The organism is Chryseobacterium sp. PTM-20240506 (assembly GCF_048296755.1).
Classification (GTDB): Bacteria; Bacteroidota; Bacteroidia; order Flavobacteriales; family Weeksellaceae; genus Chryseobacterium; species Chryseobacterium proteolyticum.
The window spans coordinates 4115648-4128905 of record NZ_CP182581.1 but is presented as its reverse complement, the minus strand read 5'-3'; the positions used below and the strand labels follow the sequence as shown (position 1 = coordinate 4128905).

Here is a 13258-nt window from a genome sequence, read left to right as displayed (position 1 = left end):
GGAGCAAATGTATGTCATATTTATAAGTCTACAAAATAAGTAGACTTATAATTTATAAAAAGTTCTGATAGCTTACGTCTATGTTTTTAAATTTTAGTTAGTTTAGCGTATTTCAGAATAAGATTTTTCTCGCCTTCATGCATGAAGACCACTTTAGCCTTGATATTCTGAGGGTCTGTTCCATCCAGAAAAGTAACTTCCCCGACACCAAAACGATCATGTCTCACCTTATCCCCCACTTCAATATCCTGAGAAGAGGCTCCGCTTGGGTTAATGATTTTGGCCGTACTTACGGGTTTCAGTTTACGAGGTTCAGCAATTGGTTTTGAATTCTCATTCTTTTCAATGGTTTTCTTCTCTACCTTTTTAAAACTACGTATTTCTGAAGGATGTTCATCAAAAATATTGGATTTAAGCCCGCTTTGATTAATAAAACGTTTTTCCATTGCAGGATTGATGAATTCCAGATACTCCTCATCAATTTCACTTAAGAATCTTGATGGTTCTGCATCCGTAATTTTTCCCCATTGGAATCTGGAAATGGCATAAGAGAAAAATGCCTGCTTCTCGGCTCTTGTCAAGGCTACGTAAAACAAACGTCTTTCTTCTTCCAGATCTTCCCTTGTTGCTGAACTCATAAAACTAGGGAAAAGATTTTCTTCCATTCCTACAAGATGCACAACAGGAAACTCAAGTCCTTTGGAAAGGTGAATGGTCATCAGGGAAACCATATCATCTTCTTCATCTTTTGCTTGCGTATCTGCTGAAAGGGCAATATTTTCAAGGAAATTGGATAAACTAGGATCTCCGTCCTCCAGCTGCATCTGCTCTTCTATAAAACCCTGCATAGAGTTCATGAGTTCCTGTACGTTTTCTACCCTTGAAATCCCTTCGGGAGTTCCGTCATCTTTCAGAAATTTGATCAGACCACTTCGTTTTGCAACTTCCATGGCAACACTGTAAGCTGTTTCTGTTTTCAGCAATACCTGAAAAGCCTTGATCATTGACCAGAAATCATTCAGTTTGTTGAGAACACCATTATTGAATCCTAACTGTTGAGAATACATCGGAAGATTATCCAGGACCTTTGCTACAGACACGTTATGGGCATCTGCAAAAACGACCAGTTTATTCTGCGTTGTTTCTCCGATCCCTCTCGTAGGATAATTGATGATCCTTGTCAATGCTTCCGAATCATTTTCATTGATAAGAAGACGCAGGTAAGCAATAAGGTCCTTTACCTCTTTCCTTTGATAGAAAGATAAACCTCCATATACTTTATAAGGGATATTCTTACGTCTCAGAGCATCTTCAAAAGCCCTGGTCTGAGAGTTCGTCCTGTATAAAATGGCAAAATCACTAAATTTTCGCTGGTCCCTGTTATGAAGCTCCCATATATTTCCAGCCACAAAGTTGGCTTCATCCGCATCCGAAAGCGAACGGTAGATTTTTATTTTATCTCCTTCTTCATTCTCACTGAATACATTCTTTTTGAACTGCTGAAGGTTTTTTGCAATCACCACATTAGCGGCATTCACGATATTTTGTGTTGAACGGTAGTTTTGTTCCAAAGAAACCGTCACCGCATCAGGATAATCTTTCTTAAAATTTAAAATGTTATAAATATTGGCTCCCCGGAATGAATAGATCGATTGAGCATCATCTCCCACTACACATATATTTTCAAACTTTGAAGCCAGTGCCTTTACAATCAGGTACTGAGAGTGATTCGTATCCTGGTACTCATCTACCAGAATATAACGGAATCTGTCCTGATATTTGGCTAAAACCTCAGGAAACCGGGTAAGCAGTTCATTGGTTTTTAACAATAAATCATCAAAGTCCATCGCCCCGTTTTTAAAACAGGCTTCTACATATTTCTGATAAATCTGACCGATAAACTTCATATTCGCTTTTTCATCAGCCTCCATCAATTCAGGGTTGTTGAAATAGGCTTTTACCGTGATCAGGTTATTCTTATAGTTTGAAATTCTTGCCTGGACTTTTTTAGGTTTATACAGATCCGCATCTATATTCATGTCTTTCAGCACTTTCCGGATTACATTCAACGCATCCTGCTGATCATAAATTGTAAAATTCGATGGAAATCCCAGATAATGAGCTTCACTTCTCAAAATTCTTGCAAATACCGAGTGAAAAGTTCCCATCCACAAACTTCTTGCATTACCGGGGCCTACTACCTTTGCAATACGCTCCTTCATTTCACGTGCTGCTTTATTGGTAAAGGTAAGGGCTAAAATATTGAAAGGATCGACACCGTTTGTAATCAGATGGGCGATACGCATAGTAAGTACACGCGTTTTCCCCGAACCTGCTCCTGCAAGTACCATTAAAGGTCCCTGTAAAGTAGTAACGGCTTCGTATTGTGATTCATTGAGTCCTTTCAAATAGTCCATGCTGCAAAAAATTTTGGGAATACAAAAATAATGTATTAAAAGGAGAATTCAAATTTTTGAAATGCAGGTATGATATATTTAACAAAACCAATAATTCAGTTAAAAATTTCACATAATAATTGTAACAATTAAAGTATTTTTAGGACTTATTGACAAACAATTTCTACTTTATGAAAAAACGACTTCTTTCTGTTGCTGCTGTAGCTTTCTTTGGAGTGATGCTGAATGCACAACAAATCAAATTCGAAGAGTATGATTTACCAAACGGTTTACACGTGATTCTTCATCAGGACAATACAGCACCGGTAGTTACAACAGGAGTAATGTACCACGTAGGTGCCAAGGATGAAGTAAAAGGAAGAACCGGTTTCGCTCACTTCTTTGAACATCTTTTATTTGAAGGAACACCTAATATCAAAAGAGGTGACTGGTTTAAAATAGTTTCTTCCAACGGAGGGCAAAACAATGCCAATACAACCAATGACAGAACATATTACTATGAAACTTTCCCTTCCAACAACGAACAACTGGGACTTTGGATGGAAGCTGAAAGAATGCGTCACGCAGTTATCAACCAGGTTGGAGTAGATACTCAGAGAGAGGTTGTAAAGGAGGAAAAAAGATTGAGAATGGACAACCAGCCTTACGGGAATCTTTTTACCACCATCCAAAAAAATCTTTTCACCAATCACCCGTACAACTGGCCAACCATCGGATCAATGGAGGACCTGAATTCTGCTAAACTTGAAGAATTCCAGGCATTTTATAAAAAATATTATGTACCTAACAATGCCACTTTGGTCGTAGCAGGAGATATTAAGCCTGAACAGACTAAAAAATGGATTGAAGAATATTACGGAGGAATTCCAAAAGGAACAATCTATCCTAAAGATTTCCCGAAAGATGCTCCTATCACTCAGGAGAAGGAAGTTACTGCTACAGATCCTAACATCCAGCTTCCGGCCTATGTTTTTGCCTACAGAACACCTGCCAATAAAGAGAAAGATGCCTATGTTCTGGATATGCTTTCAACCTATTTAAGCAACGGAAAATCATCTGTTTTGTATAAAAAATTAGTAGATCAGGACAAAAAAGCACTTCAGGTAGCGGCTTTCAACCAGGGACTTGAAGACTACAGTATATTTGCATTTTTCGCAATCCCAATGGGACAGACTACAAAGCAAACTTTACAGTCTGACATTGATGCTGAGATCAAAAAATTACAAACAACTCTAATCTCTCAGGAAGATTATCAGAAAATTCAGAATCAGTTTGAAAACCAGTTTGTAAATCAGAATTCAAGTATTCAGGGAATTGCTGCTTCATTAGCAACAAACCACGTATTGATGGGGAACACCAATTTAATCAACAAAGAAATTGACATTTACAGATCCATCACAAGAGAAGATCTTCAAAATGCTGCTAAAAAGTACCTGAATCCTAATCAAAGAATAATCATTAATTACGTACCTGAAAAAAAATAATCCAGATCAGTTGGGTTAAAAAGTGATTATAACAAACAATTATTTACAAATGAAAAAGCAATTAACATATATAGCCGTAGCATTTTTATTTACCGGAATGCTTTCAGCACAAAAAATAGATCTTAATGCAATGCCAAAGCCAGGTCCTACTCCAGCGATAAACATTGCCAAGCCAAAAACTTTCCAGCTAAGCAATGGCCTTACGGTGATGGTTGTAGAAAACAACAAATTACCACGAGTAAGCGCCAATCTATCTATGGACAGACCTCCTTACCATGAAGGAAATGTGACCGGTGTAAGCGAAATCATGGCAGAACAGTTCGAAAACGGAACAACCAATATCGGCAAAGATGAATTTAATAAAAAGGTAGATTTTCTGGGAGCTAACCTTAACTTTTCATCTTCCGGAGCTTTCGCAAGTTCTCTTTCAAAATATTTCCCTGAGGTATTAGGATTAATGGCTGATGCTATTATTAATCCAAAATTTTCTGCTGAAGAAATCCAGAATTCTAAGGAAAGAGCTATTGAAAGTTTAAAATCTGATGATAAAAACGCTTCTTCTATAGCAGCAAGGGTTTCCAATGCTTTACAGTATGGAAAAAACACATCCAGAGGAGAGTTTGAGACCGTTGAGTCCATCAATAAAATCCAGCTGGCCGATGTTCAGAATATCTACAAAAAATATTACGCTCCGGACAATGCGTATTTAGTTATCGTTGGAGATGTTAAATATGATCAGGTAAAACCTTTGATCGAAAAAGCATTCAGCGGATGGAAAAAATCCAATACTGCTTTTACCGCATTAGAACCTGCTTCAAATGTTGCAAAAACAGAGATCAATGTTGTTGATGTTCCTTCAGCTGTACAATCGGTTGTTTCCGTAGGCAACCTGAATACACTGAAAATGAAAGATCCCAACTACTTCCCTGCAACAATTGCCAACTACATCCTTGGAGGTGGTGGTGAAGCTAGACTTTTCATGAATCTTCGTGAAAAAAACGGATTTACTTACGGAGCTTATTCAAGCATGTCTGCCAGCAAATACTCTCCTAATTTTTCAGCACAGGCAAGTGTAAGAAACGAAGTTACAGACAAAGCCGTTAAAGAATTCATGAATGAACTGAATGCTATTTCTACCGTAAAACCGGAAGAGCTTGAAAATGCTAAAGCAAAGCTGAAAGGAAACTTCATTATGTCTTTGGAGAAACCTGAAACCATTGCAAGATTTGCATTAAATCAAAAAGTACAGGATCTTCCTTCAGATTTCTATACCAATTATCTGAAGTCCATTGATAAAGTAACCGCTGCAGACGTTACAAGTGCGGTTAAAGCGACAATACTTCCTAATCAAAGCAGAATTTTCATCGCAGGTAAAGCTTCTGATATTTCTGAAGGTCTGGAAAAATTAGGCTACCCGGTAAAATATTTTGATAAGGAAGCTAATCCTGTAGCAAAACCGGCTGCACAAAAAGTAGATGCAGGTGTTACGATCGGATCTGTAGCGGATAAATACATCAATGCAATCGGAGGTCTTGCTGCTGTTCAGAAGATCAATTCTATTTCCAGTGACGCTACTACAAAAGTACAGGGCATGGAAATGAACATGAAAATGATTCAGGCTAAAGAAGGTAAAATGGCTATGAACATCAGCATGATGGGAAATACCGTACAAAAAATTGTATTCGACGGAAAAGATGGCTACATGGAAGTTCAAGGGAAAAAGGTTCCTCTAAGCGACAAGCAGAAAGCCGAAATGTCTGATGAGAAAGAACTATTCCCGGAAATTAATTTCGCAAAATCTACTGAATATAAATTAGCAGGAATTGAAAAATATAACAACGAAGATTCCTACGTAGTGAAAGGCGCAAAAGACACATATTATTATAGCGTAAAAACCGGCCTGAAAACAGGAGAGGTAAAAAGTGGAGAGCAGGGTTCTACCCCTACAAGCTATGCTGATTATAAAGATGTATCCGGCGTAAAATTACCACATACCATTATTCAGAATATGGGCGGAATGGATATAAACCTGGCTGTAAAATCTTATCAGATCAATCAGGCTAAAGATTCTGATTTTAAATAAGAATAATCTCTTTTAAAGAAAAAACAGCAACAATTGTTGCTGTTTTTTCTTTTTACTAAAATCTTATTTTGCTGTTCGGTAAAAAAAGATTAAATTTGCCCATTCAAAAAGATATCAAATTAATGGATTCTATATTTATACTATTGATGGTTCTTGTTATGATTGCTAGTGTTTTACTGGTAATTATCGTTATGGCTCAAAATCCTAAAGGAGGAGGCCTTTCCAGTACCTTCGGAGGTGCATCATCTGCGCAATTCGGAGTACAAAGAACCAACGACTTTATGGAAAAAGCAACATGGACCTTAGGAGCGACAATCATTGTTCTTATCCTTATCAGTGTTGTGATCACAGGAAAGCCATCACAAACGGCTCCGGTTCAGCAACCTGTTAAAAAAGAAGCTCCTGCAAAACAATCTGCTCCGGCTTCTCAAACAACAGCACCAGCTCAGGCTCCTGTTACTCCTGCTAAATAAGCAAATACTATTTTACATATTAAAAAAGCAACTCAATTGAGTTGCTTTTTATTTTAATTTGATCTTTTCTATTTTGTGCCGGAGCCTTAAGCCTGCTTTTAAAAATGAATACTGCAAAGGCTTCGATTCCTTGTAATATTTACTGATAAAAATCTGCATAGCCCCATAAAAGCGCTCGAGATAAAGCTCATCTTTTACCGTACTTTCTCCTTTATAGTGCAATATTGAAGCTTTACCATAATAGTAATTCGTAAAGCCATTCCTAAGTAAGGTATAACATAAATCGATATCTTCACCATACATGAAATAAGCTTCATCCAGGCCGCCTACTCTTTCATAAACCTCTCTCTTAACAAGAAAAAATGCACCGGTGATCACTTCCACCTTATCAATTGCATTTTCATCAATGTCATTCCGATAATAGGATTTTGAATTGTTATTCTTAAAATTCACAAATAACTTTTCGAAGGAGTTGAACATATCCGGAACTGAACGTTTGCTTTCCGGTAAAAATGTACCTTTCGCATCATGCATTCTCACTCCCAGACACCCAAAGTCAGGTTGAGCATCTGCAAAATCTAAAATCTCATCCATATAACAGCCTTCAAGTTCTGTATCGGGATTGAGGATCAGGACATATTTTCCCACTGCCCTTTTTATAGCTGTATTATTGGCTTTTGAAAAACCATCATTACTTTCGGAAGCAATAAAATGAAAACCCGGAAATTCTTCTATCAGATTTCGCCATGAGGTGTCTGTAGAAGCATTGTCAATAATGATGACTTCATAGGGAACTTCTTTTACATATTTTTTAATGGATAAAAGGCAATTCCGAAGTAACTGGGTAACGTTATAATTAACAATTATTATTGAGAGCCTGGTATTCATTTTTAATCCTTTTCGTTATAAGGAAGTCTGTTGATAATGGACCTGCCCAAAGAAATCTCATCCGCATATTCAAGTTCATCCCCTACTGAAATCCCTCTGGCAATGCTTGAAAAACTTACATTGAAATTTTTAAATTTCTTATAAATATAATATGCTGTGGTGTCACCTTCCATGGTTGCACTCAAAGCAAAAATAAATTCTTTGACCAGCCCTGTATTCAATTTCCTTTCAATGCTTGGAATATTAAGCTGATTCGGACCGATCCCTTCCATAGGAGAAATCTTACCTCCCAGGATCAGATATTTTCCTGTATATTTTCCTGTATTTTCAATAGCAATAACATCCCGTACATCCTCTACTATACAAATCACCTCATCACTTCTTTTGGAACTGCTGCAGATTTCGCAAACATCAAAATCCGAAAAATTATGACATTCCTTGCAGTACTTTATATCATTAACCAGACTGATGAGAGAATTGCCGAGACCAACGGCCCTGGAATTGGGCTGTTTTAATAAATGAAGCGCCAGACGCAAAGCTGTTTTCCTGCCAATTCCGGGAAGTCCTGAAATCTCATCCACAGCTTTTGCCAAAACTTTACTTGGATAATCCATAATTACTTACAAAAATAATATAAAAAGATGAGTCTATAGGGCTTTCTCAAGCATAAATCATCTCCTTCTCCAATAAAAGATATATCTTTGGAAAATATATGAAAAAAATAAACTAAATGATTCTTAACAACCTTAATTATCCTCTGGATTTCAAATTCAAAATCACAACATTAGCCAGTGATTTTAACATTACAGACAGAAACGGGAACTATGTGGCATATGTTCGCCAAAAAATGTTTAAGCTAAAGGAAGATGTTATTGTCTTTAATGATGAAAGCAAATCTAAGGAGCTTTTCAGGATACAGGCCAATAAGTGGATCGATTTTAATGCATCCTACTCTTTAAATGATCTTGTTGATAAAAAAAACTTCGGAAGGCTGGCAAGAAAAGGAATGCGTTCACTCTGGAAGTCAACTTATAATATCCTGGACGCAAATGATCAGCCTAAATTTACAGTAACGGAAGATAATGCATGGACAAAATTCTTCGACGGGATGGTAAGTGAAATTCCGATCATCGGTATGTTTACCGGATATTTCTTAAATCCTGCTTACACGGTAAGAGGTGTGGATGGAAAAGAATATTTTAAATTAAAAAAGATGCCTTCATTTTTTGGCAGAAGATTCCAGCTAGACAGAATGATCGATATCGATGATGAGGACGAAAGTCTGGTTATACTTTCTTTATTAATGATGGTTCTGCTTGAAAGAGCCAGAGGATAAATGCATTAATACCACAAACAATGAAATACCTTATTATTATCTTTTCAGTACTCTTGGTAGTAGCTTGTAAAAAAGAACAACCAAACGTTTTAACAACCACTCCCAAAGATTCACTGAATATTGTTCAGGATTCTGCAAAAGTGGAGAGCTCGGGAAAAATCCTGGTTGAAACGATAGCCTTCCCCAAGGAGATTAAAGAATGCTCATGTTACTTTGCAAAAAGCAAAGCTGATTTCGAAGCGGAAAAGTACATCTATGCTGATGATGCAGGAAAAACAGCTTACATGAAACTGGACGGAAAAAGATTAGCCATGAACCTGATCTCATCCAGCGATATGGAAGCTGATGAACTTCTAACCAAAGAAATAGAAAATGACGATTATAAAATATCCGTAAAAGGTAAAAAAATCAAAGGGGAAGAAGCTCTATTATTTGAAGGGACCATAACCATTGAAAAACCTGACGGAACTGTCATCACATTGCCTATTTATGGAGAATGTGGATGCTAATCATCCTGCAATTCCGCTTTTCAAAAATTTTCCTCTCCAAAATAAAAAAGACTGCTCCCGAATTTACGGGAGCATTTTTTATTCGTAATTTTGATAAAAATAAATTTTATGGAATTATCCAATATAGAACCGCAGATTATCTGGAAGAATTTCTCCAAATTAAATGCTGTTCCAAGACCTTCAAAAAAAGAAGAAAAAGTAATCGCATTTATTAAAGGATTTGGTGAAAGTCTGGGATTACCCACAACAGTAGATGAAGTAGGAAATGTTATTATTAAAAAACCTGCAACAGCAGGAATGGAAAACCGTAAATCGATTGTATTACAATCACATTTGGATATGGTTTGTCAGAAAAACAGTGATGTTAATTTTGATTTTGATACAGAAGGCATCAAAATGGAAGTTGACGGAGACTGGGTAAGAGCAAAAGGAACTACATTAGGAGCAGATAATGGTTTAGGTGTAGCTACGATCATGTCTATTTTAGAAAGTTCAGACATTCCGCATCCGGATTTAGAAGCACTTTTTACCATTGATGAAGAAACAGGAATGACCGGAGCTCTTGGGTTAAAGCCAGGACAGCTTACCGGACAGATCCTATTGAATCTTGACACCGAGGAAGATGATGAGATTGATATCGGCTGTGCAGGAGGAATAGATGTTACTATCACTCAAAACTATGAGCTTGAAGCAGCGAAAGGACAAATTGTAAGAATTGAAATCAAAGGACTACAGGGAGGTCACTCGGGAATGGATATCCATAAAGGTTTCGGGAATTCCAATATTATTTTGGGAAGATTGCTTTACAGCGGTTTACCAAAAGAAAATGTACAATTAATTTCAATTGATGGTGGTGGTTTAAGGAACGCGATCCCAAGAGAAGCAGTAGCTATTATCTCTGTAAGAAACGCCAATGAATTTATTGAGGAGCTAACCAATGGTCTTAAAAAAGAAATTTTAGAAGAATTTGCAACTGTTGAGCCAGGTCTTCAGATCAATATAGAAAATTCAACAAGCTCTGATAAAGCCCTGTCTGAAGAAGATTCTAAAAAGGTTATTTTAGTCCTAAAATCTCTTCACAATGGTGTTTACAGAATGAGTCCGGATGTAAAAGATCTTGTAGAAACGTCCAACAATGTGGCAAGAGTAGAACTTAAAGGTGGAAATTTAAAAATATTAAACCTGTCAAGATCTTCAGTTGACTCAACTAAATATGCTGTAGCAGAACAGTTAAAATCAGTTTCTGAACTGGCAGGAATGCAGGTAGAATTCAGTGGCTCTTATCCCGGATGGAAACCAAAACCCGGATCTGAAATCGTTCAGCTCATGGAAAAGATCTATACCGAAAAATTCACTGAAAAGCCTCATGTAGTAGCTTGCCATGCAGGTCTGGAATGTGGGATCATCGGTGCTAACTATCCGGAAATGGAAATGGTAAGCTTTGGACCTACCATCAGAGGAGCCCACTCTCCTGATGAGAAGGCCAATATCCCTTCAACACAAAAATTCTGGAGTTTCCTGAAAGAAATTTTAGCGAATATTCCTCAGAAATAATTATTCAAAGTAATAATCAGTCATGTGGAGTCCATAGGTTCCACATGATTACATCAGCAGGAAAATACAATTCAAAGATACAGTATACGTATGCTATCCGGGAATTCCAAATTTTCCAATACATAAAAAAGTCCTGAAAAAAAATTTCAGGACTTTTATATTTTTAAGTTAAAAATTTTCTAAGGATAAGGAGCAATCTCTACTTCAAGCCCTTCCATATCTTCCACGATGTGCAGCTGACATCCTAATCTGCTGTTTTCCTTCACATGGAAAGCTTCAGCTAACATAGCATCTTCTTCATCTCCCATTTCAGTTAAGCCCGGATCATTGATCACATACACCTGGCAGGAAGCACACATAGCCATTCCTCCACAAACACCGATTGTTCCTTCTTCTGCTAATTCATAAGAACGGATAACTTCCATTAAATTCATAGACATATCCGTTGGTGCAATAACATCGTGCGTTACACCTTCCCTATCGGTAATTTTTATATTGATATCTGACATAATTTTGCAAAATTAGTCAATTTTTTTCACAACTGCTTTTTCTGCTTCTTTACGGCTTCCGTCGAACCCGTCTACTCCACTCACAGTAGTATATTTAAGAACATATTTTTTCCCAGGGTTCAATCTGTTATAAACACTTTGACACATTAATGTTGCTTCATGGAAACCACATAAGATCAATTTTAATTTACCCGGATATGTATTAATATCACCAATAGCGTAAACTCCGTCAATATTTGTCTGATAATCCAGCGCATTGTTTACAACGATGGCATTCTTTTCAATATTCAGCCCCCAGTTGGCAATATCTCCTAACTTTGGAGTTAAACCGAATAAAGGAATAAAATAATCCGTTTCAATATCATGAGCTTCTTCACCATCTACCTGAACGGTGATCGCTGAAACTTTTCCTTCTCCTTTTATTGCAGTAACCTCGGCAGGGGTAATTAATTTTATTTTTCCCTGGTTCTTTAAATCCTGAACTTTTTCTACGGAATCCAACGCTCCCCTGAATTCATTTCTTCTATGGATCAAAGTCACTTCACTGGCAACATTAGATAAGAAAATACTCCAATCCAATGCTGAATCTCCACCTCCTGCAATAACCACTTTTTTATTTCTGAAGTGTTCAGGCTCTTTAACAAAATATTCAACACCTTTTTCTTCGTAATCTGCAATATTTTCGATGGTAGGCTTCCTTGGCTCAAAAGTTCCTAATCCACCGGCAATAGCAACCGCTTTCGCTCTGTGAACCGTTCCTTTATTCGTAACAACCTCAAACCATTCCTCATCTACTTTTGTAAGCGTAACCGCCGTTTCGCCTAAAGTAAACCCAGGTTGAAACTGCTTGATCTGCTCCATTAAATTATCTACCAGATCACCGGCATTTACCGAAGGATAACCCGGAATATCGAAAATAGGCTTTTTAGGATAAAGCTCGGCAAGCTGACCTCCCGGCTGTGGAAGTGCATCTATAATATGGCATTTCATTTTAAGCAAACCTGCTTCAAACACTGCGAAAAGTCCAGTTGGTCCGGCTCCTATAATCAATATGTCGGTAGTAATCATAATAAAATTTAATTTTACATATAACTGCAAATTTACTAATTTTAACGCGAAGCTGATTTAATTGAGTCTAAATAAAAACCTGAGATTTATCAAATAACGGGTAAAATAGAAAAATTTTAATTTTGGCAGCGTTTTTGTAAAAACCATATTATGAAGAAAATTCTCAATATCATTGCATTATTCGTATTCTTTCTCGGTTTTGGCCAGATTGATAATATAGCAGATGGCGAATCTATTACTTTCAGGATTCATTACGGAATACTAACTGCCGGAAATGCAACGCTTACAACTCAAAAAACAACTTACAAAGGAGCTCCCCACCTCTATGTAAAAGGAACGGGACAAACCTCCGGTGCTGTAAAAGCTTTTTTTAAAGTGGATGATCTTTATGAGAGTTTCATTGATATACAGACAGGACTTCCCAGTTTCTACGTTCGAAATGTAAAAGAAGGAAGCTATCGCCAACATTTTGAAACTGTGTTCAACCATGACAACAATACACTGATCCTGACGGATAAAAAAACACCGGCTAACGGCTCCAAAGTAATCAAGTCTGTAAAAGGAATACAGGATATGCTTTCTTGTTTTTATTACCTCAGAAGCCAAAGCCAGACGGAGCTTAAAGTGGGTACGGTAATTAATATGAATGTCTGGATTGATGATGAAATGTTTCCTTTTCGTTTAAGAGTTGTAGGTACCGAAAATTTAAAGACAAAGTTCGGAGTCATCAATTGCTTAAAAATCGTTCCGTCAGTAATGAGTGGAAGAGTATTTAAAGATAAAGAGGGAGTAACCATGTGGGTTTCTAATGATGCTAATCACGTTCCTATGTTACTTAAAGCTGAATTAGCTGTCGGTTCTTTAAAAGCAAGTATCGACGATTTTAAAAATGTAAAGTACCCTTTAAGGTTTTCTAAATAAAAAGCCACTAAAAAAC

The 13258-nt window shown here is 37.0% G+C and carries 12 protein-coding genes; 7 read left to right on the top strand and 5 right to left on the bottom strand.

Annotated elements, in window-relative coordinates; genetic code table 11:
* Positions 1 to 86 precede the first annotated feature (86 nt).
* A complete protein-coding gene (locus ACNFU2_RS18505; RefSeq protein WP_172283985.1) occupies positions 87 to 2417 on the bottom strand; it encodes an ATP-dependent helicase in 2331 nt (776 codons plus the stop codon).
* A gap of 170 nt (positions 2418 to 2587) precedes the next feature.
* Here ACNFU2_RS18505 and ACNFU2_RS18500 point away from each other — a divergent pair, with 170 nt between their 5' ends.
* The 3 genes from ACNFU2_RS18500 to secG all read left to right on the top strand — a co-directional run bounded on the left by ACNFU2_RS18500 (position 2588) and on the right by secG (position 6457).
* Entirely contained in the window at positions 2588 to 3901 is a 1314-nt protein-coding gene (locus ACNFU2_RS18500; protein WP_172283983.1) for a M16 family metallopeptidase, read from the top strand.
* Between the two features lie 49 nt (positions 3902 to 3950).
* Positions 3951 to 5984: a M16 family metallopeptidase gene (locus ACNFU2_RS18495; RefSeq protein ID WP_172283981.1), complete on the top strand. Its 2034-nt coding sequence runs from the start codon at positions 3951 to 3953 to the stop codon at positions 5982 to 5984.
* Positions 5985 to 6106: 122 nt separating this feature from the next.
* Complete coding sequence (secG, locus tag ACNFU2_RS18490) at positions 6107 to 6457, top strand: preprotein translocase subunit SecG (RefSeq protein ID WP_172283979.1); 351 nt, start codon at positions 6107 to 6109, stop codon at positions 6455 to 6457.
* 48 nt (positions 6458 to 6505) lie between these two features.
* On the opposite strand, the gene ACNFU2_RS18485 is transcribed toward secG, so the two are convergent.
* Both ACNFU2_RS18485 and recR read right to left on the bottom strand, forming a co-directional pair.
* Positions 6506 to 7345, bottom strand: a complete 840-nt coding sequence (locus ACNFU2_RS18485) for a glycosyltransferase family 2 protein (protein ID WP_273650809.1) — start codon at positions 7343 to 7345, stop codon at positions 6506 to 6508.
* Positions 7346 to 7347: 2 nt separating this feature from the next.
* Positions 7348 to 7959 carry a recombination mediator RecR gene (recR, locus tag ACNFU2_RS18480; protein ID WP_172283975.1) on the bottom strand — a complete coding sequence of 204 codons (612 nt, stop codon included), beginning with the start codon at positions 7957 to 7959 and terminating at the stop codon, positions 7348 to 7350.
* A 116-nt stretch (positions 7960 to 8075) separates the two neighbouring features.
* Between recR and ACNFU2_RS18475 the strand changes: the two genes are divergently transcribed.
* The 3 genes from ACNFU2_RS18475 to ACNFU2_RS18465 all read left to right on the top strand — a co-directional run bounded on the left by ACNFU2_RS18475 (position 8076) and on the right by ACNFU2_RS18465 (position 10744).
* The gene (locus ACNFU2_RS18475; RefSeq protein WP_172283973.1) at positions 8076 to 8681 is read left to right on the top strand and encodes a hypothetical protein; all 606 of its coding nucleotides are present in this window, start codon (positions 8076 to 8078) and stop codon (positions 8679 to 8681) included.
* A 20-nt stretch (positions 8682 to 8701) separates the two neighbouring features.
* Entirely contained in the window at positions 8702 to 9190 is a 489-nt protein-coding gene (locus tag ACNFU2_RS18470) for a hypothetical protein (protein ID WP_273650808.1), read from the top strand.
* 108 nt (positions 9191 to 9298) lie between these two features.
* Positions 9299 to 10744, top strand: coding sequence for an aminoacyl-histidine dipeptidase (locus ACNFU2_RS18465; protein WP_273650807.1), 1446 nt, complete (start codon positions 9299 to 9301; stop codon positions 10742 to 10744).
* Between the two features lie 179 nt (positions 10745 to 10923).
* Here the strand turns inward: ACNFU2_RS18465 and ACNFU2_RS18460 are convergent, their stop codons facing one another.
* Together ACNFU2_RS18460 and ACNFU2_RS18455 are read right to left on the bottom strand one after the other, a co-directional pair.
* Positions 10924 to 11253: a 2Fe-2S iron-sulfur cluster-binding protein gene (locus tag ACNFU2_RS18460; RefSeq protein ID WP_172283967.1), complete on the bottom strand. Its 330-nt coding sequence runs from the start codon at positions 11251 to 11253 to the stop codon at positions 10924 to 10926.
* A gap of 12 nt (positions 11254 to 11265) precedes the next feature.
* Positions 11266 to 12321, bottom strand: coding sequence for an NAD(P)/FAD-dependent oxidoreductase (locus ACNFU2_RS18455; protein ID WP_172283966.1), 1056 nt, complete (start codon positions 12319 to 12321; stop codon positions 11266 to 11268).
* A gap of 150 nt (positions 12322 to 12471) precedes the next feature.
* On the opposite strand from ACNFU2_RS18455, the gene ACNFU2_RS18450 reads away from it, so the two are divergent.
* Positions 12472 to 13242: a DUF3108 domain-containing protein gene (locus ACNFU2_RS18450; protein ID WP_172283964.1), complete on the top strand. Its 771-nt coding sequence runs from the start codon at positions 12472 to 12474 to the stop codon at positions 13240 to 13242.
* Positions 13243 to 13258 lie beyond the last annotated feature (16 nt).

What these genes read in the sequence shown, in the direction of transcription:
- ACNFU2_RS18495 (WP_172283981.1), top strand. Translation starts at nt 3,951, where the DNA reads ATGAAAAAGCAATTAACATATATAGCCGTAGCATTTTTATTTACCGGA.
- ACNFU2_RS18500 (WP_172283983.1), top strand. Translation starts at nt 2,588, where the DNA reads ATGAAAAAACGACTTCTTTCTGTTGCTGCTGTAGCTTTCTTTGGAGTG.
- ACNFU2_RS18505 (WP_172283985.1), bottom strand. Translation starts at nt 2,417, where the DNA reads ATGGACTATTTGAAAGGACTCAATGAATCACAATACGAAGCCGTTACT.
- ACNFU2_RS18460 (WP_172283967.1), bottom strand. Translation starts at nt 11,253, where the DNA reads ATGTCAGATATCAATATAAAAATTACCGATAGGGAAGGTGTAACGCAC.
- ACNFU2_RS18485 (WP_273650809.1), bottom strand. Translation starts at nt 7,345, where the DNA reads ATGAATACCAGGCTCTCAATAATAATTGTTAATTATAACGTTACCCAG.
- secG (WP_172283979.1), top strand. Translation starts at nt 6,107, where the DNA reads ATGGATTCTATATTTATACTATTGATGGTTCTTGTTATGATTGCTAGT.
- ACNFU2_RS18475 (WP_172283973.1), top strand. Translation starts at nt 8,076, where the DNA reads ATGATTCTTAACAACCTTAATTATCCTCTGGATTTCAAATTCAAAATC.
- ACNFU2_RS18455 (WP_172283966.1), bottom strand. Translation starts at nt 12,321, where the DNA reads ATGATTACTACCGACATATTGATTATAGGAGCCGGACCAACTGGACTT.
- ACNFU2_RS18450 (WP_172283964.1), top strand. Translation starts at nt 12,472, where the DNA reads ATGAAGAAAATTCTCAATATCATTGCATTATTCGTATTCTTTCTCGGT.
- ACNFU2_RS18465 (WP_273650807.1), top strand. Translation starts at nt 9,299, where the DNA reads ATGGAATTATCCAATATAGAACCGCAGATTATCTGGAAGAATTTCTCC.
- recR (WP_172283975.1), bottom strand. Translation starts at nt 7,959, where the DNA reads ATGGATTATCCAAGTAAAGTTTTGGCAAAAGCTGTGGATGAGATTTCA.
- ACNFU2_RS18470 (WP_273650808.1), top strand. Translation starts at nt 8,702, where the DNA reads ATGAAATACCTTATTATTATCTTTTCAGTACTCTTGGTAGTAGCTTGT.